This window comes from Pirellulales bacterium (genome assembly GCA_035939775.1).
Taxonomy (GTDB): Bacteria; Planctomycetota; Planctomycetia; order Pirellulales; family DATAWG01; genus DASZFO01.
In genome coordinates, this window is sequence record DASZFO010000083.1 from 1 (window position 1) to 21,794 (window position 21,794).

General features: G+C 61.7%; 14 protein-coding genes. 9 read left to right on the forward strand and 5 right to left on the reverse strand.

Annotation, left to right across the window (positions count from 1 at the left end):
* Positions 1-30: 30 nt before the first annotated feature.
* Positions 31-7,098, forward strand: a complete 7,068-nt coding sequence (locus VGY55_04715; protein HEV2969271.1) for an autotransporter-associated beta strand repeat-containing protein — start codon at positions 31-33, stop codon at positions 7,096-7,098.
* Between the two features lie 175 nt (positions 7,099-7,273).
* Positions 7,274-9,892 carry an alanine--tRNA ligase gene (alaS, locus tag VGY55_04720; GenBank protein ID HEV2969272.1) on the forward strand — a complete coding sequence of 873 codons (2,619 nt, stop codon included), beginning with the start codon at positions 7,274-7,276 and terminating at the stop codon, positions 9,890-9,892.
* Between the two features lie 33 nt (positions 9,893-9,925).
* On the opposite strand, the gene tpx is transcribed toward alaS, so the two are convergent.
* Positions 9,926-10,444 carry a thiol peroxidase gene (tpx, locus tag VGY55_04725; GenBank protein HEV2969273.1) on the reverse strand — a complete coding sequence of 173 codons (519 nt, stop codon included), beginning with the start codon at positions 10,442-10,444 and terminating at the stop codon, positions 9,926-9,928.
* Between the two features lie 326 nt (positions 10,445-10,770).
* Between tpx and VGY55_04730 the strand changes: the two genes are divergently transcribed.
* On the forward strand, positions 10,771-11,145 hold the full coding sequence (locus VGY55_04730; protein ID HEV2969274.1) for an STAS domain-containing protein: 375 nt from the start codon (positions 10,771-10,773) through the stop codon (positions 11,143-11,145).
* A 68-nt stretch (positions 11,146-11,213) separates the two neighbouring features.
* On the opposite strand, the gene VGY55_04735 is transcribed toward VGY55_04730, so the two are convergent.
* Positions 11,214-11,423 (reverse strand): BON domain-containing protein, encoded by a 210-nt coding sequence (locus VGY55_04735; GenBank protein HEV2969275.1) that lies wholly within the window; start codon positions 11,421-11,423, stop codon positions 11,214-11,216.
* A 586-nt stretch (positions 11,424-12,009) separates the two neighbouring features.
* On the opposite strand from VGY55_04735, the gene glyA reads away from it, so the two are divergent.
* Both glyA and VGY55_04745 read left to right on the forward strand, forming a co-directional pair.
* Positions 12,010-13,263, forward strand: coding sequence for a serine hydroxymethyltransferase (gene glyA, locus VGY55_04740; GenBank protein ID HEV2969276.1), 1,254 nt, complete (start codon positions 12,010-12,012; stop codon positions 13,261-13,263).
* 90 nt (positions 13,264-13,353) lie between these two features.
* Positions 13,354-13,968 (forward strand): hypothetical protein, encoded by a 615-nt coding sequence (locus tag VGY55_04745; GenBank protein ID HEV2969277.1) that lies wholly within the window; start codon positions 13,354-13,356, stop codon positions 13,966-13,968.
* Between the two features lie 55 nt (positions 13,969-14,023).
* On the opposite strand, the gene VGY55_04750 is transcribed toward VGY55_04745, so the two are convergent.
* Both VGY55_04750 and VGY55_04755 read right to left on the reverse strand, forming a co-directional pair.
* Positions 14,024-15,349, reverse strand: a complete 1,326-nt coding sequence (locus tag VGY55_04750; GenBank protein ID HEV2969278.1) for a replication-associated recombination protein A — start codon at positions 15,347-15,349, stop codon at positions 14,024-14,026.
* Positions 15,350-15,374: 25 nt separating this feature from the next.
* A complete protein-coding gene (locus tag VGY55_04755) occupies positions 15,375-16,460 on the reverse strand; it encodes a PA0069 family radical SAM protein (protein ID HEV2969279.1) in 1,086 nt (361 codons plus the stop codon).
* Positions 16,461-17,189: 729 nt separating this feature from the next.
* On the opposite strand from VGY55_04755, the gene VGY55_04760 reads away from it, so the two are divergent.
* Positions 17,190-18,068, forward strand: coding sequence for a CPBP family intramembrane glutamic endopeptidase (locus tag VGY55_04760; protein ID HEV2969280.1), 879 nt, complete (start codon positions 17,190-17,192; stop codon positions 18,066-18,068).
* Between the two features lie 11 nt (positions 18,069-18,079).
* On the opposite strand, the gene VGY55_04765 is transcribed toward VGY55_04760, so the two are convergent.
* Positions 18,080-18,841 carry a TVP38/TMEM64 family protein gene (locus tag VGY55_04765; GenBank protein HEV2969281.1) on the reverse strand — a complete coding sequence of 254 codons (762 nt, stop codon included), beginning with the start codon at positions 18,839-18,841 and terminating at the stop codon, positions 18,080-18,082.
* Between the two features lie 194 nt (positions 18,842-19,035).
* Between VGY55_04765 and VGY55_04770 the strand changes: the two genes are divergently transcribed.
* The 3 genes from VGY55_04770 (at position 19,036) to cbiE (ending at position 21,777) form a co-directional block, all read left to right on the forward strand.
* The gene (locus VGY55_04770) at positions 19,036-19,731 is read left to right on the forward strand and encodes a YggS family pyridoxal phosphate-dependent enzyme (GenBank protein ID HEV2969282.1); all 696 of its coding nucleotides are present in this window, start codon (positions 19,036-19,038) and stop codon (positions 19,729-19,731) included.
* Between the two features lie 150 nt (positions 19,732-19,881).
* A complete protein-coding gene (locus tag VGY55_04775) occupies positions 19,882-20,214 on the forward strand; it encodes an iron-sulfur cluster assembly accessory protein (protein ID HEV2969283.1) in 333 nt (110 codons plus the stop codon).
* Positions 20,215-20,508: 294 nt separating this feature from the next.
* Positions 20,509-21,777 (forward strand): precorrin-6y C5,15-methyltransferase (decarboxylating) subunit CbiE, encoded by a 1,269-nt coding sequence (gene cbiE, locus VGY55_04780; GenBank protein HEV2969284.1) that lies wholly within the window; start codon positions 20,509-20,511, stop codon positions 21,775-21,777.
* Positions 21,778-21,794 lie beyond the last annotated feature (17 nt).

Consider the following 21,794-nt stretch of genomic DNA (forward strand, 5'->3'; position numbering starts at 1 on the left):
GGCTTGGCCATGAACGGTGGGGTGCCTGGAGTGAACTTGGTTACGACGAACGCCACGAACAATCTCTACACCAATAATGGCGCATCGAATAACACGGCCGCCCAGCAGCTATTCGTTCCGGTCGCGTTCCTCGGGGCCAACACTGACCCGATGAACGTGACCCTCACTTACGCGCCGCCGAGCGCCGGCAATCTGAGCGGCACTCTGTCAGAAAAGATTGTCGACGCGAATAATGCGGCCAACACTTATACGACAGCCTATAACATCAATTTGGCGAACGTGCTGGGAAACGGCGCCGCGTATCTCGGATTCACCGGCTCGACCGGAGCTTCGAATGCGACCCAGACGATCGGCAATTTCTCGTACGCGGCCGGCGGCGGCTACGCGAACAACGTGAATCTCGCTGGAGGCGTCGCCACGACAATCGACATCGCCGGCGTTACCTCGAACAATCCAACAGTCGCAATGGGCCAACTGACCGTCGGCAGCGGGTCTTCGCAGCTTAATGTTACCGCCACCACGGTCAATGCCGCCGGTCTGGCCTACGGCCTGGCCTTTGGAAATACAACACTTTCGGGCGCGGTGACCTTTAACCTCGCTAATAGCGCGGGGGGCGGGAAGGCCACGCTGACGCTGGCCAACACCTCCGATGGCACGAGCCCCGGAAGCATTAACCTTTCGGGAACTGGCTCGCTCTTTTTAAGCGGCTACAACAGTTATAGCGGTGGGACCATGGCCGGCTCTGGGACCACGATTTCCGTCGCGAACAACGCCGCTCTCGGAACCGGCAGCGTTACGCTCTCGGGAGGCAGACTTCAGGCAGTGGGCGTGTCACCCGGCTCCGTTCCGATTGCCGGGACCGGCTGGAACCAAGATGTGATTTGGGCCCTTGGACAAACCGCGCCGACCGCCGCCAATGGGGCCGCGGCTCCGGCTTGGGGTCAACAGACTGCGGGCGGGCTGGACGGCAACAATTTCTTCTTCTATGCGGCCGCCACGCCCGGTTCCGTTGCCGGTAGTGGATTGGCCGCCGGCGGAACGATCGTGAGCGTCGCCAGCCAAATCAACCAGACGGGGTCTCCCAGCACCGTCTTTCCGAGCCTGAACACGACATTTCAGCTCCAACCCTTTGGGTCGACTACAGCCGGGGCACTCAATGTCTTGCAACTAGGCAACGGCACTTTCAATAACTTTATCGGCGCTTCGATCAATGAGACCAGCGGCGCGCTCGCGTTAACGAACCCGGCCGCGTTTAAGACGATCAGCGTGCTTTCAACGGTAGGAAGCGGGGCCGCCGGCATCGGCACCTACACGATGACGCTGAACTTCAACAACGGAACGAGCCTGGTTGTCAATAGCTCGATGGCCCAACCCGGAACCACCGTGAACGCATCCAATCAGATCACCACATACGATTGGTTTGCTAACGCCGGAAGCGCTGGCTTTCCCACGACGGGCACCGGCTGGGCAATCGCCGGACTGGGACGGTACAACGGCGCGTTCAGTGGCACGAACTCCAATCCAAAGATGTTCGAACAAGACTTCGCCGTACCGGTCGCCGACCAGAACGTGCCGATCAGCTCCATTACATTCGGCTACGGAGGTTCGGGGGCCAGAGTCAATATTTTTGGCGTGAGCGGTGCAATCTCCTCGCCCGCGTACAACAACAACCTCAGCGTCACGGCCAGTTCTGGAATCGACGTGACGGGGCCGTCGGCCACGACGCTCTCCGGCGCGGTAAGCATCGGCAACACCGGCAGCACGGCACCGGTCACGCTCTCGATCACCGGCGGCAGCACGGGCGCCAATGCCGCATACAATCTATATTTGGGCACCTATCCCGGCGCGCCGCCGAGCGGCGCCGGCGTTGTCCTATCCAGCGGCGTCGCGTTGACCGGCGGCGGAACGGGCACCAACCAATACACTTTCGACGTGGCCAACAACGGCAGCGGCGTTGGCGCCCTCTACCTTGGTCCGCTCAACGATAACGGCAATGCCAGCACAGTCACGTTTCGAAATGCCGGAACCGTCGTGCTGAGTTATGCCGGCTCGATGGTCGCCGGTTCGGCGATCAACGTGGGTCCGGCGTCGGGCGGCCCGAATGGCGGCACGCTCCGCGTCGGCAATTCCAGCGGCTCGGCCACGGGCAACGCTGCGGTGAATGTCAATAGCGGCGGCACTCTCGCCGAGAGCGCGGGCGCTTCGCAGGGCATTGTCGCCGGTGCGGCCACGATCAAAAGCGGCGGCACGATTCTCGGCGCAAGCGGCACGCAACTCTTCACCGGCGGCGGGCTGACACTTCAGGGCGGATCCATTTCCAACTTCACGCTCGGCGCTTCGCCGAACGGAACAAACAGCGCCATGATTGCCACGAGCAGCGTGAGCGGAACCAGCCTTAGCATCACCGGCGCTCATACGATCAATCTCAGCGGCGCAAGCGTCCTGCCCACAATCGGAGGGACCTACGATCTATTCAGCTACACCGGCGCCGCGTTGACGACGACCGCCCCATCCGGGACGATGCTGAACTTCACTAACGGCGGTGGCGGCAGTATGACGCTCGGGGCGAGCCTGCCCCAGCCGGGGACGTACGTGTATTCACTTGCCAATAATTCGGCGCAAAAGCAGATTGATCTCATCGTGTCGATCTTGCAATTGACCTGGACCGGCCGGCTCAATGGCAACGGAGCGCCGGCCAACACTTGGGACACCGCGACGAACAACTGGTCCAACCAAGTTCCCGCGGCGGTCAACTTCACGACCGCTAGTGCGGTGAGGTTCCAGGACAAGAATCCGATCACCAACGCGCTTGTACCCAACACGAGCGGCAATGCCACCGTCAATGTTCAATCCGGCGGCATTCAACCCGCGAGCATCGAGTTCGATAATACGGGCGCGGCCAACGGCGGCGTGGATTATTTGATCACGGGCGGACCAATTGCCGACAGTTCCAGCCCGACCCCGCTGCTACTGGCCGGCAACGGAAGCGTCGGGGGCTCTGTGTTCTTGACCAGTTCTAACACCTTTAGCGGACCAATCAGCGTCACGCTCGGAACTTTGGCTTTGGAAAACGCCACGGCGTTGGGGAACAGCTCCGGCGCGACGGTCCTCGGGACCGGCGGCGCCATCCTGTTGCAACAAGCCGCCAGCGGCAGCCCTCTCACTTTCGGCGGCAAGCAGAACGGCGGCGGCACGATCGGCTTGACGCTCAGCGGCGCGGGGACGGCCGCCTATCCCGGCGCGCTCGCGAGCGGCACTGGAAACAACACGTATAGCGGCCCGATTTCTCTCGGCGCCGCCGCGACGATTGCCGCGATTTCGACTGCCGCCGGCGACGGCTTGACGCTCATCGGCGGAATCAACCTCGGCAGCGCTACATTGACCTTTGCCGGGGCCGGCAACACGACCGTGAGCACTAATCCAATCGCGGACGCCGGCAGCTCGGGGTCGATCGTCAAGGCGGGTGGCGGCACGTTGACTTTTACCACCGCGAATTCATTTTTCGGGGCAACGTCGATCAATTCTGGTAGCCTCGTTCTGCAAAACGTCAACGGCTTGGGCAACTCTTCGGGTGCGACCGTCGCATCCGGCGCGGCCTTGGTGTTGCCCACTGTCAGCGGCGTCGCGGCAACGTATGGCAACTTCACCAACGGGCTGGGCACAGTTCCCCTGACCCTCAACGGCTCCGGGGTGGCAAGTAACCCCATTGGCGCCTTGAGCAGCCTCGCCGGTATGAACACATATTCCGGCGCGATCGGCGTCGGCGCCAGCGGCGCCGCCACGATCTTCTCCGGCTCGACCGCCAATGGCGACCAGTTGACGCTCAATGGCGGCATCAATATCCCAGGCGGCGCGACGCTGACGGTTGCGGGCCCCGGCAATTCGAATATCGCTCCAAATCCTTCCAGCGGCACAGGCGCTATCGGCGGCAACGGCACACTGGCGATGAGCGGCACGGGAACCTTGAACATCTCCACGCTCAACAGCTCGTTCGGCGGCAATGCCGTGTTCAATAATGGAACGACTGTGTTCAGTTCGCTGAGCGCGCTCGGAACCGGGACCGTCATCATGAATTCGGGACGCCTGCGGCTCACTCCGTCGGCGTATGCAGTGGTGGGCTTTGGCGGCAACGGCGCCGGCTGGACGGTTAACAGCGCCGGAATCGCCAGCGCGCCGTTCCCCTCGGCCGATGTCCTTCAGTTGACCGACAACGGCGGCGGTGAAGCGCGGTCGGTTTTTTTTAATACGCCTCAGCCGATGGCGATCGGATCGACGGGTTTCACCGCCAGTTTCACCTACACCCCCTCGGGAACCATTGGGGCCGACGGTGTGGCTTTCATTCTTCAGAACGATTCGCGCGGCCCCTCGGCACTCGGCGGAGCCGGCGGATCGCTCGGATATAACGGGATCACGCCCGCGGCGGCGCAGGAAATAAATATCTACAATGGCCATGTCATCGGCACCAACTTCGTCACGGACGGAACGACCGGCACCTATAACTCGACCGCCCCGGTGAACGTCGGGAGCGGCGATCCCATCCATGTCGTTCTGTCCTATAATCCGACGACCAACGTGATCGCAGAAACCGACACCGACGTCGCGACAAATGCCACTTTCAGCACCACCTATCCCGGCGTCAATCTGGCGACCGTCCTTGGCGGCAACTCGGCCTATATCGGGTTCAGCGGGGCGACCGGAGGCGCTGTCTCCATCCAACAGATCAGCAACTTTGTCTATTCGATTCCCACTGGTGCGACCGCGTCGTACGGCAACAACGTCGTGCTTTCGGCCGGCTCAAATTCGACAATCGACCTCGCTGCCACCGCTACGACTTCCAACTTCAGCATGGGAACGTTGACGGTCAATGGAGGCGCCGCTTCCACGCTCAACGTCACCGCCGCTACCGCGCCCGCCGGACAAGCCTTTGGATTGACGCTCGGCGCGACCACGCTCAATTCAAACGTCACTTTCAACGTCGCAAACAACGGCGCCGGCCTTGGCAGTTTGACGTTAGGGGCCGTCAGCGGCGGCTTCGGCATCACGAACTCCGGCGCGGGAACGGTTGTCTTGGCCGCCGCCAACAGCTACACCGGCAACACAACCGTCAGCGGCGGCACGTTGAGGCTGGCCGATGGCAGCACCAATAATATCCCCAGCTCGCCGCTCATTGCCGTGGGCAGCAGCGGGCGTCTGGATGTCACCGGATTGGCCAATGGGAGTCTGGTTCTCGGCGCGGGCGCGATCGCTCAAACGCTCACCGGCGCCGGAACGGTTGCGGGCGACCTAACTGTTAGCGCCGGCAGCGCCATCGCCGGCGGAAGCGGTACGACCTTGACCGTTACCAACGGCATGACGCTGCAGGGCGGTTCGCTCGCGAACTTCGCTCTTGGTGCGCCGAACGGCTCGGGCAGCGCGGCAGCCGCCTTCGTCAACATCATCGGGGGCGGACTGACCGTCAACGGTGCCCACACCGTCGATCTTTCCGGCACGGCCCAAGTGGGCACCTACGACCTGTATGCGTTCACCAGCGGCGCGCCCACCGCCAACCAGTTCGGCATCGGCACGAACACGGCCGGCAATTTCAAATACACGATTAACGTCATCGCTAATCAGGAGGTCGATCTCGTCGTCGCCCGGATCGTCAGCTCCGCCGTCTGGAACTTCAACGGCAATGGCAACTACAACGACAACACGAAGTGGAGCCCTGCCTTATTGCCCAACGGCGTCGCCCTGACCGCCACGTTTGGAAACGGCATGTCGAACGTCGTCAACGCCCCGAACGTCACCGTGACGGCAGATGGAGCGGATGTCGCGGGGGCGCTTGTGTTTGCTAATACCAATGGAACCGGCTACATCCTGGGCAATGACGGTATCGCAGGACACGGCATCACGCTCAACAACAGCGGCGCCGGCGCCACCGTGAGCGTGGCCGCGGGCGTGACGGCGCCGCAGACGATCTTTGCAAACCTCACACTCGCGGAGAATACATCGTTCAATACGGCGACGAACACGTCGCTGTTGGTGAGCGTTGGCAGCATTGGCGAGAGCGGCGGCAGCCATAGCCTGACCAAGACCGGCGCTGGCCTGCTGACGATTGACACGCCCAGCAGCTACTCCGGCGGCACGATCGTCTCCCAGGGCACGCTGACGGTCACCGGCACCGGAAGCATTGGAACCGGATTGCTCGAAGTGGATGGTCTGGCTGGCAATGTTTCGGTCGTCAACCTTCAGAATAGTCAGACGGTGACCGCACTTTCTGGGAGCGTCTCCGGCGCCGGCGGGGCCGCGACTGTAAACGTCATTGCCGGCCAGACGCTCACTGCAAATCAGGCTTCCGGCAGCGCGACCTTCGCCGGCAGCGTGGCGCTGGCGGCTGGCGGCTCGCCTGCATCCGGCGCGGCGCTGGTGAAGTCGGGCGGCGGAACGGAGATCCTTACCGCCGCCCCTCAGCTCGGCAATAACACCGCCCTGAACGTCAGCGGTGGTACGCTCAGAATCAATGTTGCCTCCGGCTCGGCAAGCGTCGGCAGCGGAGTCACTTCGGCAGTCTCGGGCGCTGGCGTCTTGGAACTTGCCGGCGCCGTCTCGGCGCTCGGCACGGCGATCGTTGGCCATCGCGTCGATATCACAAACACCAGCACAGCGGCGGCAGGCGTGCTGGTCTCGGGCGGCAATCAGCAAGTTGGCGGCATAGACGGCTCGGGCAAAGTGCAAGTCAACGCCGGCGCGAGCCTCACGGCCAATCACATTACGGCCGGCGCCCTGGTGATCGGCGGAACGGCGGGCTCTCCAGCCACCGTCGTGATCGACGCCTCGGACGCGAGCGGCAATCCAACGGCCGAGACGAGCAGCTTGGCGTTGGCAGGCTCGCTTGCGCCGACGGCCCCCTTTGCCACTGGCACGCCGAACTCATCGAGTTTGTTTGTGTCCGCCGGCTCACCGGCACGCGGATCGAGCCTCGCCGGACTGGCACGGGACGCCGTTAACCCAGTCACCAGTCTGTCTTCCGTGCCCGAACCTTCCACGTGGCTGCTGCTGGCGATTGGGATGATAGCCTTTCTGTTGCCAACCTTGCTTCGGCATCTATGCCGACTGTGAGTCAGCGTACTTCTCACGCTGCTGAGCTTGTTTGCCGAATGGCAAAGTCGCTTCCCTCCACGCCAAGTTTCGTGGCATCCTGCGTAGGATTCGCGCGAACCTAGTCCCGCGGAAATGAAACCGTTATGATGGGCCGTTTCACGTTGCGACGTTTCCTCAGCTTGCTACTCGACTTATGAAAACCGACGAATTGCGCGAAAAGTACCTCTCGTTCTTCGAGAGCAAAGGGAGCCGCCGCCGGCCGAGCGACGTGCTCGTGCCCCGCTGGGACCCCTCGGTGCTCTTCACCCCGGCCGGGATGAACCAGTTCAAGGACCATTTTCTCGGCAAAGTCAAGCTGGAATTCACTCGCGCCACCACCTGCCAGAAATGCTTGCGGACCGGCGATATCGACAACGTCGGCAGGACGGCATACCACCACACGTTCTTCGAAATGCTGGGCAATTTCAGCTTCGGCGACTATTTCAAGCGCGAGGCGATCCATTGGGCCTGGGAATTCGTCACCGATCGCAAATGGCTCGGCATCCCAGCCGATCGGCTCACGGTGTCGGTCTATCTCGACGACGACGAGGCCTACAACATCTGGTACAAGGAAATCAAGCTCACGCCCGATTGCATCCAGCGGTTCGGCGAGAACGATAACTTCTGGCCGGCCAATTCTCCGAGCCAGGGCCCCGACGGTGTCTGCGGGCCGTGCAGCGAAATCTTCTACCATCCGCCGACGGGGGGCGAAGTCGAAATCTGGAACCTCGTGTTCACGCAGTTCAATCGTGTCGGCGATCCGCCCGATAACCTTCGCCCGCTGCCAAGCAAGAATATCGACACGGGCATGGGCCTGGAGCGCACGGCGTCGATGCTGCAAGGAGTCGATACCAACTACCACATCGATATTCTGCGGCCAATCGTCGAGGCGGCCGGCGAAGTCTGCGGAATGAAATACGACCCGCAGAGCGAAAACGGCCGCCGCTTGCGGCGGATCACGGACCACGTGCGGGCTTGCACCTTCGCCGTGCATGAAGAGGTTTATCCCGGCAGCGAGAAGCAGAAATACGTCGTCCGCCGGCTATTGCGGCGAGCCGTGCTCGATGGGCATCAGATGGGCGTTCACAAGCCGTTCCTGCATCAGCTCGTGCCGGTCGTCGCTCGGATGATGAAGCAGCCGTATCCAGAGTTGACCGACACAGTCGATCGCGTCGCGAGGGTCATCAAGACTGAAGAGCAGAATTTCCTCTCGACGATCGACGGCGGACTGGACAGGATCAAACGGCTTTTTGACGCCACGCGGCAGAGTGGCCGGGCGATGGTCTCCGGCCACGAGGCAGCCGAGCTATATACGACGCACGGCTTCCCGCCCGAGCTGCTCGAGACGCTCGCGGCAGAGCACAACTTCACCTTCGATTGGACGGGGTTTCAGAGCGAGATGGATGAGCACGGCAAGAAATCCGGCGGCGGCGCTCGCAAAGAGCTATTCAAGACCGGGCCGCTCGATCCGCTCAAGAAAGCGATGAGCGGCACGCAGTTCCTGGGCTATGAAACGGTCGAGGCCGAGGGAAAGGTCGTCGGCATCCTGGCGCAAGACCATCTCGTGGAAACGATCGGCGAAGATGGCCACGAGCGGCCGATCAAAATCGTGCTTGACCGCACGCCGTTTTATGGCGAAAGCGGCGGCCAAGTCGGCGACACGGGCGAGTTGGACGGTCCCGGAGTTCGCTTCGAGGTGCTCGACACGCAAAAGGAGGACGGCTTCATCTTGCACGTCGGCCATCTCCGCAAGGGGCGCTTGCAACTCGGCGCCGCCGTGACCGCGCGCGTGAATGTCGCCCGGCGGACTGGCATTCGCCGCGCGCATTCCGCCACGCACGTCCTGCACTACGCGCTGCAAAAATACCTCGGCGGCCATGCCCAGCAACAAGGATCGAAAGTGGATAACGATTGGCTGCGGTTCGATTTCGCCAATCCGTCGTCGGTGGCGACGGAGACGCTCGCGCGCATCGAGGCGGAAGTGAACGAACGCGTCGTCGCGGCCGATCCGGTGGGTTGGACGAACTTGCCGATTGCCGAAGCCCGCAAGGCCGGTGCCATGATGCTCTTCGGCGAAAAATATCCGGACGTCGTGCGAATGGTCTCGATGGGCGGGTTCAGCAAGGAACTCTGCGGCGGCACGCACGTGGACAACACCGGGCAGATCGGCCTGTTTCATATCGTCGGCGAGGAAAGCGTTTCTGCCGGCACGCGACGGATCACGGCCGTAACGGGCCAGGGAGCGCTCGAGCGGCTCCGGCAGGCGGAAGAGGCGCTCGCGGAAACGGCCGCGGCCCTGCGCGTGCCGGTCGGCGAGGTGCCCGCCCGCGCGGCCGCGCTGGTGAAAGAAGTGCGCGAGTTGAAGAAGCAGCTTTCCGCCGGCCCGCGAGCCGCGGAATTCTCCGCCGAAAAGCTATTGGCCGACGCGGGCCGAATCGGCGACGTGCCGATCGTCGTCGCCGAAACTCCCGGCGCCGATGCTCAAGGTATGCGGCAGTTGATCGATCAATTGCGAAAAAAGACCAGCCCGATCGCTGTCATGCTGGCCAGCCACGATGACGAAAAAGTGACGATCGTTGCCGGAATCACCCACGACCTGGAAGAGCGCGGCTTGAACTCGGGGCAATGGATCCGTTCGGCCGCCGAGGTCGTCGGCGGCAAAGGTGGCGGCCGCGCCGACATGGCCCAAGCCGGCGGCCGTCATCCCGAAAAGCTCGCCGAAGCGCTGGCCGCCGCGCGAGTCGAGATCGGAAAGCTCCTTCAACCGGCGTGACGCCGCAATCCCATACCAGAGTTTAGTCCACCGTCACAACAGCTTCTTCAGCGCCGCTAGTGCCGCATCATAGTTCGGCTCAGTGGTCACTTCTTTGACCAATTCCGAATACGCCACCTTGCCGTCCTTGTCGAGGACGAACACGCCGCGAGCCAAGAGCTTCAATTCGTCGATGAGCATCCCCCAATTCTTGCCGAAGTTGCGGTCCTGATAATCGCTGCCGACGCGCATCGACTTGATCGCTTCCGCCCCGCAGAACCGATTCTGGGCGAACGGTAGGTCGAGGCTCACGGTCAAGGCATTCACGCGGTCGCCCAGCGCCGTCAATTCTTGGTTGAATTTCTTCGTCTGAGTTGCGCACACGCCCGTGTCGAGCGACGGGACGACGCTGATGAACGACGGCTTCCCCTTGAGGTCGCTCAGCTTGATCGGTTTCAGGCCCCCTTCGAAATAGAAGACGGTGAAATCGGGGGCGGGTTGGCCGACCTTGACGGCCTCTCCCACCAGCGTCATCGGCGCTCCCTTAAATGTAACGGCACCCGAGCGTGACATAATTGGACCTCGTATGGTTACAGGGTTTCCGCAATGGAATGACATGACGACGAAGTGACAAGATGACATTTTGACCTCGCGTTGTCACCCCCTCGTCTTGTCACCATGTCATTTTGACCGGTCTGAAGGCGTTCAGCCGGGAAAACGGGGGTTGTCCCGGAACAAAAAAACCTCACAGTTTGCAGTATTCCGGGTCTTGGCAATGGTTTAAACTCGACGAGTCGTAACGCTTGTATCAAAAAGCGTTGCATTGCCATCTGAATTGCTTATGATAACGGGTTAAGGGGAGCACCTCTCACGGCCAGAGGGAAAAGGAGCGATCGGCCATGTTGGATACCTCATCGGGTCTGAAATTGGACGTCGAACGGGGTCCGGACTGGATATTTATTCGGGTGAATCCGCCGGACGGAATGTGGGACGATGCCCCGCCGTTGGCCGAGGCCATCTGGGCCATCTTGGAGCAGAGCTTTGTCTATCGAGTCGTGCTGGAACTCGATCAGATTCGGCTGCTCCGCAGTTGCGTCATCGGGCAATTGGTGATGTTGGCCAAACGGGTCCACGCCCACGACGGATTGCTTCGCGTTTGCGGTCTTTCGCCGCACAACCACGAAGTGCTGTTGGCCAGCCGCTTGAACGCGGTCTTGCCGAACTATCGCGACCGCGAAGAAGCGGTCATGGCCTCGCGACCGCATCCGCGGTGATTCGCGGAGCGGCGCGTGGTGAGCGGCAAGAAAGTCGGGGCGTTTGGATCGAAACGCCGGCGTATGGGCTACGCCCAGCTCACTTCAAGACGGTTTTCGATCTCTTCGACTCCCGCCAGGTTGCGCAGTGACTCCTGCGCCATCTGTTTGTGATAATACGACCGCACCGTGCCGCGCAATGTCACGCGCCCCTGGCTCGTTTCGAATCGCAGTTTGTGGGCGGAGAAAAAGGAGTTCTGCTCAAGTGCGTTTTGGATTTGAAAATCGATCGGAGACATGCGCCTTTCCCTGTCTAGCGGAACCGTTACGGCTAAGACGTGAGATCGGCGGTGAAAGAGGCGTGCGTTGAGATTAACTCTTACAAAGAATGGGCAATTCTATAAAATGCGAACGAATGTGACGGTCGTGCCATCGATTCGGCCGCGGGGCGTCCGCGATGTGCTAAGTGCCTATCCGAATACCGCCTGCGGAGAGGGGGACAGTCCCCGGCGGAATTCGGATAGGCTCTAAGCCCGATCGCCCGCGACGGACGCCCCTCGGTTAGTGCCGTCAACTCGCCAATTGCCACTTGTCCCTTCGCCACCTGCCCGATGCGTTCTCTTGGTCGCGTCCTACAAATGTTCGGGCTGGTCATCCTGCCTCTGGCGAGCCTGATGCAGCTAAGCGGCTCAATCTCGGTGGGAAGAATGCTTCAAATGCTCGCCGCCGGCGTTTGTGCCTTTGGAATTGGCTGGATTCTGACTACCTACCGTTGACCGTTTTGTTTTGACTTTGCTTCGGCGGTTGAAATCTCAGATCATTCATAGAACAATGCTTCCAGAGTTGCCCCAGTTCAAAACAGCCTCCGCGCCGAGTCCCCTCCGCATGAATCTAATCGAGCAAGAAGACCCTCAAGTCTGGGTCGCCATCGAAGATGAGATCGATCGTCAGCAGGACGGCCTCGAGATGATCGCCAGCGAGAATTACACCAGCCCCGCTATCATGCAGGCCGCCGGCAGCGTGCTGACCAATAAATATGCCGAGGGCTATCCGGGGCGGAGGTATTACGGGGGCTGCGAGCATGTCGATGTCGTCGAGAATCTGGCCCGCGATCGCGCGAAGCAGCTCTTCGGCGCCGAGCACGTCAACGTGCAGCCCCATTCCGGCAGCCAGGCCAACATGGCCGTTTACATGACGGCCGTACAGCCGGGCGATACGGTGCTGGGCCTCGACTTGGCCCACGGTGGCCATCTCACGCACGGGATGAAGCTCAATGTTTCCGGCATCCTTTACCATTTTGTCAGCTATGGTGTGACCCGCGACACCCACCGGATCGATTTCGATCAGGTCGCCCGACTAGCGCGCGAGCACAAGCCGAAGCTGATCGTCGCCGGGGCGAGCGCTTATCCGCGCGAGATTCCGCACGGCCGGTTCGCCGAGATTGCCCGCGAGATTGGTGCGAAACTGTTCGTCGATATGGCCCATTACGCCGGACTCGTGGCGGCCGGGCTGCACGACAATCCCGTGCCGGTCGCCGACTTCGTGACCACCACGACTCATAAGACGCTCCGCGGCCCGCGGGGCGGGATGGCGATGTGCAAGACCGATTCCGCGAAGGACCTCGATCGCAGCGTTTTCCCCGGCATTCAAGGCGGGCCGCTAATGCACATCGTGGCCGCCAAGGCGATCTGTTTCGGCGAGGCGCTCAAGCCGGAGTTTCGCGAATACGCTCGCCGCGTAATCGACAATGCGCGCGTGCTGGCTGAGACGCTTGCGTCGGGCGGGCTGCGCCTGATGAGCGGCGGGACCGACAACCATCTGATGCTCGTCGATGTGACCCCGCTGGGGATTGCCGGCAAACTGGCCGAGGAAACGCTTGGCCATTGCGGGATCACCGTCAACAAGAACATGATCCCCTATGACGAGCGCAAGCCGCTCGACCCTTCCGGCATCCGTATCGGCACCCCAGCCCTGACGACACGCGGCATGGGCGCCGGTGAAATGCGCACGATCGGCGGTTGGATCCTCAAAGCCCTGAAGTCGCCGAGCGACAAGCATCTGCATGAGCAACTCCGCAGCGACGTTTTCGACCTTTGCGAGCAATTCCCCGTTCCGGCGGCGCGGCTCGCCGACGCGTAAAGAGCAGTTTGGGCCGCGGCGCTCGCCAAGCGGCGCGGCAGGCGGTATAAGGAAAGTGGGGGCAAAACGTCGCCGGGAAAAGAGGCTCTTATGTCGCGCAACTGTCTCGCGGTGTCAGCGCTGATCGTGTCGCTCTTTGCCAACGCCGCTGCCGCAAGGGACATCAAGGGCAAAGTCACCGCCATCGATCCCGACAAGCGAACCATTTCCATCAAAACTGACGACGCCGAGCAAATCTTCGACATCAGCAAGGACGCCAAGGTCTACCGGCACGTCGGCAGCGGGAGGAAGGCCGGGTTCGACGAAGCCCCTGGCGGACTCAAAGCGATCGCGATCGGCGATGATGTAACCGCGACCACCGACTTTATCGACGGCGAGGAGCGCGCGATACGCATCAAGATCGAATCGCCGGCGAAGAAAAGGAAGCAACTCGGCCGCGTCGTCTTGGGCAAGGTCGCCGCGCTCGACGTCGAAAAGCTAACCATCGCGCTCACGATCGATGACAAACAGCAGAAATTCGATTTGGCAAAAGATTGCAATGTCTTCAAGCTCTTCGGCAATGGACCACGGGCGCACTTCGACCTGGCCCCCGGCGGCTTGAGCGACGTGGCCGTCGGCATGGAGGTAACACTCAACCTCGACACCCGCGACGGCAAAGAGCAGGTGGCGTACATTCAAGTCGGGTCGCGGTCGAAGAAGAAATAGCAAGCGAGACCGTCGAGCGGTCGTCGAAGCCCGACGATGGGGGAACGCTTTAATCTCAGGCGGAAGAGCGTCCCGCGCGCAGCTTCGCTCGAATCGTTTCCAATCGCTTCGCTAATTCCTGCTCGAATCCGCGCGCCACCGGCCGGTAGTATTCGCGTTCGACGCCGAGATAATCTTGCGCGGCGACGGCGTCTTCGGCGTTGTGGGCGTATTCGTAGCCGGTGCCGTGTCCTAGGCGCTTTGCCCCCGAATAGCTCTTGTCACGGAGGTGAACGGGCACCGGCAAGAGCCGCCCCTCGCGAACGTCGGTCAGGGCCTCGCCGATACCGATCGTGGCCGCATTGCTCTTGGGCGCGCAAGCGAGATAAGTGACCGCCTGGGCGAGCGTTAACTGGCATTCCGGCAAACCGACGAACTCGCAGGCCTGCATCGCCGCTACCGCCAACGGAAGCGCCTGCGGATCGGCGTTTCCCACGTCTTCGCTCGCCAGGATCACGATCCGCCGGGCGAGAAACCGCACGTCCTCGCCGCCTTCGAGCATTCGCGCAAGCCAATACAGGGCGGCGTCCGGATCGCTGCCGCGGATGCTCTTGATCAGGGCGCTGGCCGAGTCGTAATGGGCGTCGCCCAGCTTGTCGTACTCGACCGCCTTGCGCTGCACCGATTCCTCGGCCAGCGCCCGCGTGAAATCGAGCGGCCGCTCGGAACTTGACAGGACGCCAACCTCCAGCGCGCTGAGCGCTCGACGCGCGTCGCCATCGCTCACTTGAGCGAGAAATTCGAGCGCGTCGTCGTGCAAACGCACGTCCTCTTTTCCCAAGCCTCGCTCCCGATCGGCAAGCACTCGGCGAATCACCGTCTTGATCTCGTCGATCGAGAGCCGCTTGAACTCGAACACGCGGCTGCGGCTGACCAGTGCGCTATTGATGGCGAAGAATGGGTTCTGCGTTGTCGCGCCTGCCAGAATCACGATCCCTTCCTCCACGTCAGGGAGCAGCACATCTTGCTGCGCCCGATTGAAGCGGTGGATTTCGTCGATGAACAGGAGCGTTTTCTGCCCGCTCGCCGCGAGCCGGTCTCGGGCTTCGTCCAAGATCTGGCGGATTTCCTTCACCCCACTGGTTACCGCGCTCACCTGGCGGAACTGACTGCGGCTCGCCGCGGCCAACAGGTTGGCGAGCGTCGTCTTTCCCGTCCCCGGCGGGCCGTAGAAGATCACCGACCCGAGACGATCGGCCGCCAGCAGCCGCCGGAGCAGCTTCCCCTCGCCAAGAAAATGCTGCTGGCCGACAAACTCTTCGAGCGTCGCCGGCCGCATCCGCGCCGCGAGCGGCTGGGCCTGACGAAGATTCTCAGTTTCTGCAGCTTCAAAGAGAGACATGGGGGCTACCAATCGGTTGCGCGCCTCAAAACAATTGCATTTGTCCATTGGCCGTCTGCGGCGGGCGGAAGGCCGTGCGGTTGTATTCGGGCAGATCGTTGGCGAGCTTGTAGCGCGCCGCGAACACATGGAAGACGCGCCGGATCTGCTCGGCGATCTCGCCTTTGCCGCGCATCCGCTGACCGAATTCTGAGTTACTCAGCTTCCCATCGTGCGTCGCCCGGATCAAGTGCTCGATCCGCTCGCGGCTCGTGGGGAGCGCGCGATCCAGCCATTCGAGAAACACCGGCTTCACGGTCAGCGGCAGGCGGACGAGCGTATATGCGGAGGCCGTGGCGCCAGCCTCGGCGCCGGCTTTCAACAGAGCCGGGATCTCGCGGTCGTTCAGCCCCGGGATGATCGGGGCCGTCATCACGCGCACCGGCACGCCCGCCGCGGCAAGCGCCGAAATCGCTCGAAGCCGCGCCGCGGGGGTGCTCGTGCGCGGTTCCATCGTGCGGGCCAACTCGGCGTCGAGCGTCGTAACGCTCATCGCGACGTGAACCGTCCCGAGCGCCGCCATTTGGCGCAGGATATCGAGGTCGCGCGTGATGAGTGCGTTCTTCGTGACGATCCCGACCGGCTGGCGGGCTTCCAGCAGCACTTCCAGGCAACCGCGCGTGATTCGAAATTCACGCTCGGCCGGTTGGTAAGCGTCGGTCACGCCGGACATGACAATCGTTTCGGCCTGCCACGCCGGGCGGCAAAGGAATTCGCGGAGTAGCGCCGGCGCATTGTGCTTGACGAACACCTTCGTCTCGAAATCCAAGCCGGCGCTCAAGCCGAGGTATTCGTGCGTCGGCCGAGCATAGCAATAAGAGCAGCCATGAGCGCAGCCGCGATACGGATTCAGGCTAAAGCGGAACGAAATGTCCGGGCTGTCGTTCTCCGAAATGACCGACTTGGACTGATCCGGAATATACTCCGTCGGCGGCCGATCGAGTTCCGCAAGCAGCTCATCATCATGCTCGCATTGCTCCAAGTCCGGCTCGGAATGCACCTTATCGAACCTATTCGGCGGATTGATGTGCGACCCGCGACCCGCCGGCGCCGCTCGAAAGGAATGGTTCATGGCGCACCGTCAATTTCGTAACGCCCGGCCCTCGTTTACTGTACATATATATCGCATAATGGGCAACGCCCGGCAATCCATTCATTGAAAAACGCACCAGGAGTAAACGGAGGTAATGGAGCAAGTCAGTTTCCAGGTTCGGCTCTCTGGTCCCGCTTGTCTAAGAAGATCGTCGCCGGGTGCCACTGCTTGACGGCTGCCAAGTATTGGCGGGAATTCCGCACCGAATGGGGGCAGCCGTCAAGCAGTGCCACGTTTTGTAGGGGCTTCTTGAAGTCCGATTGGCCCGTTGGCCGGTAGCAGGTCGGCCAGCGGGCAGTGATCGCAGTCGGGCGTTTTGCGGCAGTGTTGGTTGCCGACGCGGACGAGCAAGGCGTGAAATTCGTTAAAGAGCGCGGCCTCGGCAGGAAGCTCCGACTCGAAACGTCGCTTGACCGCTTTGTAGTCCGCCTCAGAGTTTACGCCGCTTCGACGCGCAAGTGACGATTCGGGCTTCGCCGGCAACAAACCGTCTGCAACGGCTCGGCCAGCAATTATAGGCGTTTCACGGGCTGGCCGCCAACCATTCACCAGGATGTGGCGCCAAGCAGCGCGCCGGCCCGCCGCGGCGGGTGCTCAGCGTGAGGGATGACAACGCAAAGATCGACGCACAGTACGGCTTTCAGCGGTCGTGCCAGAGACAACGCGCGACTCGCACCGTCTCAAGACGATCGCCCAGAGGTTCCGAAGATGAGCATGGCCGGCGCGACTCCCGATCGCGACTTCACCACGAAGTTTGCCACCGAGAGCCTTCCTTCCTCGCCCCTCACCCTTCGTCACTCTCCGCCCTTCGTGCTCGAGACGCTCTTCGGCAACACGTGCTCCTGGCCTCAGGCAAGCGGATACTATTGGCAACAGTCCCGGCGGCCGTTGACCTGCCTGGCGTTCGTCGCGCCGCTGCTGCTCCTTTACGAAGGGGGAGTGCTCTTTCTCGGCTCTCAGGCGGTGCGCAACGGGGCCGACGTCTGGCTCCGCCAATTGCTCGATCTGATGGGCTTCGGGCAGTATTTCCTGTTGCCGGTTTTGACCGTGGGCATCTTGCTCGGATGGCACCACGCTGCCCGGCAGCCATGGCGGACCGTGCCAGGGGTGCTCTATGCCATGTTCGCGGAATGCCTGCTGCTGGCGCTGGCGCTGCTGGTTATCGCCCGGCTGCAAGGCGCGTTTCTATCGATGTTTCTGCCGGCCCAGACCGATTGGCCGGTCGCGGCCTCGGTCATCTCGGACACGCTCGCTACGGCCGGAAGGCTGGTCAGCTTTTTCGGCGCCGGAATCTATGAGGAAGTGCTCTTCCGCCTGATGCTCTTGCCGTTGGCGGCTTGGGTGCTGAGATGGGCCGGATGCAATTCGCGGCAAGCGCTCGTGGGAGCGGTCGTGCTGACGAGCCTGCTCTTCTCGGCGGCCCACTACATCGGCCCACACGGCCAGCCGCTCGACCTCTCGACGTTTATGTTCCGCTTCGTGGCGGGCGCGTTTTTCGCCGCACTATTTGTCTACCGTGGCTTCGGTATCGCGGCTGGAAGCCATGCCTTCTACGACATCCTTGTCGGGCTATGCCTGGCGGCGTAGCGGATGGGACGTCATTGCGGCCGACTGAAGCGTTGGATTGCCTTGCGCGCCGCCAGCGGTAGGATCGCCAGCACGACGAAGGCGCCAATCACCTGCGGCGTGGCGATGCTGCAAACGCCCTGCTCTTTGATCTGGGCGAGCGACTTCAGGTGGGCCCCGGCGTAAACGTAGAACGCGGTCGAGGGGAGCATGCCCAGTTGCGTCGTCCACCAGAATATCGCGGCGCGGACTCTTGTGCAGCCCACGACCAGATTGATGAGCCAGGAGGGGATCACATGGACCAGCCGCAGCGACAGGAGATAAAATGCCCCGTCGCGCTCGACCATCTCGTCGGCCCGAGCGACGATCTCCGGCCATTGCCTGGCGATCGCGTCGCGGAGCAAATAGCGGCTGATGAGGAAAGCCACGGTCGCTCCAGCGGTCGAGGCGAAGCTCGTGATCAAAAGCCCTTCCCAGGTGCCGAGGAGCCAGCCGCTCAATACCGAGAGCGTAATAACCGCTGGGATCGACAATCCGGTGCTGACGATGAAGGTCGCGGCAAGCAACAGCGGCAGCGCAATCGGATGCGCCTCCTGCCATCCGTGCAGTCGTTCTACGTCGCCGGCCAGCGCAGCAGGGGTTAGATACTGGTGGTATCGAATGGAGAGGAGGAGGATGACGACGGCCGCACCGAGGAACGCGATCGGCTTTCCCCAGCCACGCCAACGGAAATCGATACGACTCGACGACTGCTCAATCAAGCTAGCACCGGCGTGAAGGACCTGCAACTCCATGATGAACATGCACGGCGAAGATTTGCGCGGCTGCCAGCCCCGATGGCGATCGCCGCTCGGGAGAAGACCGGCATTGTCTTCTCATACTCGGCAGCCTATTGGGAATGACCACAGAAAAGCCCTCCCTTGCGGTATTATTTCCGCAAACATGGCATCCTTCCCATCCCGCCCAAGATTTATTGTATAGGTTCGTTGTGACGCGAATTACAGACAATCTGGCGGAAATCCGGCAGCGCATCGCCGCAGCCGCGGCGCGGAGCGGGCGTCCAGCCGAGGCCGTCAAGCTGGTGGCCGTGACTAAACACGTCGAGCCGTCAATAGTGCGCGAATTAGTCGCCGCCGGCTGTCGTGAACTGGGGGAAAGCCGGCCGCAAGAGCTGTGGAACAAGGCACGCGAGTTGGCCGATCTGCCGATCCACTGGCACATGATTGGTCACTTGCAGCGAAACAAAGTCGAGCGGACGCTGCCGATCGTGTCGCTCATCCATTCCGTCGATAGCCGGCGCGTGGTCGCGGCTATCGATGAAACGGCGCAATCGCTCGGCCGGACGGTCCCGATCTTGATTGAGGTGAATATCTCCGGCGACCGCTCCAAGCATGGCTTCCAGGCTGATGAAATGGCCGCAGCGCTGCCGGATATTATCGCGCCGGGCCACGTGCGGATTTGCGGGCTGATGGCGATGGCCGGCCGCGAAGGAGATGCAGGCGCCGCCCGCCGCGATTTCGCCCATTTGCGGGAACTGCGCGATCGGATGCGGCGATCGCTGCCCGACGGAGCGTCGCTCGACGAACTATCGATGGGAATGAGCGGCGATTTCGAGGCGGCGATCGAGGAAGGAGCGACGATTGTGCGCATCGGTTCGGCGCTTTTCGAGGGAGTGGCTCCATGATCGCCGTCGAACACCGCCCGAGAGATCGAGTATGGCAGCAAAATTATGTGGAATTTGCTTGGTTCTGTCTTCCCTTTGGGCAATCCGTTGTATAATTTAGGCAGTTTGAGTTGCGAAAAATCTTCTCCCATTTTTGGAGCAGAAACGACTATGGCAGTGACGCTGACTGAACGGGCCGCCAAGGAAGTCAAGAAAATCATGGACGACCAGAAGATGGCCCCTGAATTGATGCTGCGGATCGGAGTTGCCGGTGGCGGTTGCAGCGGTTTTCAATACGCGCTGGGTTTCGACGACAAGTTCGATGCAAAGGCCGATGCAAAGCGCGAATACCACGGCGTGACCATCATCGTGGATAAGAAGAGCGATCTCTACCTCGACGGCACGACTGTTGACTTCTATGAAGACATCAGCCGCCGCGGGTTCACGTTCGACAATCCGAACGCCGTGAAGAGTTGCGGTTGCGGCAGCTCATTCCAGGCGTGAAAGTCGCCAATCTCGGGTGCAAGAAAGGGCGCCTGAGACGGTTCGACCAAGGCCTGAGGCGCATCAGCGGCGATTGCGGTTTTCCACCCCGAAAAGCACCGAGTTTCGTTAGAGCCCAGGAGTCCTCCTGGGCTTTTTCGTTGGGATCACAAGCGGCGCAGGACGCAGTTCGCCGGGGCAGTGGCTGTTCACTTGCAAACGTTTGATTTACAATCGCCTTCACGCGGCCGGCGCGGTGGCAATTATTCCAGTATCAGCCGCTCCGTCGAAGAACGGCTTGAACGATTGAACGAAGTGCATTCGAGCGAAGCGCAATTGAACGAAGTGCATAAGATCCAGATCGTCGGCATCGGCGACGACGGGCTCGATGGGCTAACCGCTCAGGCCCGCCGATTGATCGAGCGGGCTGACTTGCTGATCGGCGACGAACCGACGCTAGCGCTGGCTCCCGGCATGGGTCGTGCGCGCCTTGCGCTCGGGAGCAATCTGGAAGCGGTTGTCGAGCGAATCTCAGGAGTCAAGGACGGGCAGATCGTGGTGCTGGCCTCGGGCGATCCTCTCTTCTATGGCGTGGCCCGGTATCTGTGCGATCGGTTAGGCAAAGAACGCTTTGAAGTGCTTCCGCACGTGAGCAGCATGCAGTTGGCCTTCGCCCGAGTGAAGGAGAGTTGGGAAGAAGCGTTTCTAACCAACTTGGCGAACCATTCCGTCGAGGACGTGATCGAAAAGATTCGCGTGGCCGACAAGGTGGGGATTTTCACGAGCGAATCGTGCCCGCCGTCGGCCGTCGCTCGGGGCTTGCTCGACTCGCGGATCGACTACTTTTGGGCCTATGTGTGCGAGAACCTCGGCTCGCCGGACGAGCGGGTCACGCAGGGCGAGCTGCGCGAAATCGCCGGCGATGAATTCTCACCGCTCAACGTCATGATCCTCGTCCGCAAGCCGGCGGCCCCCGACCGCCCGACCGAAGCGATGGGGCTGCGGCTGTTCGGCAATCCGGACCAGTTGTTCCTCCAATCGCGACCAAAACATGGTTTGCTCACTCCCGCCGAGGTCCGAGCGATTGCACTGGCGCAAATGGATTTGGGTCCGGCGAGCGTCGTTTGGGATATCGGCGCCGGCAGCGGATCGGTCTCGGTCGAGGCGGCCCAAATCGCGGCGAGTGGCACTATCTATGCCATTGAAATGGACGCCGATGATCATCAGTTAATCCGGGCCAACGCCGAGCGGTTCGGCGTGAAGAACCTAGTCGCCGTGCTGGGCCGGGCGCCGGACGCTTGGGCCGATTTGCCGGACCCGGATAGCATTTTCGTCGGCGGCAGCGGCCGCGAGATTACCCGGCTCGTCGAATTGGCGTTTGGCCGCCTGCGGGCCGGTGGGCGGTTGGTCGCGAACGTCGGCAGCATCGAGAACCTTTCCGGCGTCCACGCGGTCTTGAGCAATTATGTCGGCGACGTCGGAGTTTGGATGATCAACGTCGCCCGCGGCGTTTATCAACTCGAGCGCGTGCGATTCGACGCGCTGAGTCCCACGTTTCTTTTGGCGGTGGTGAAGCCGAAGTAAGTATTTCGACGCCGGCA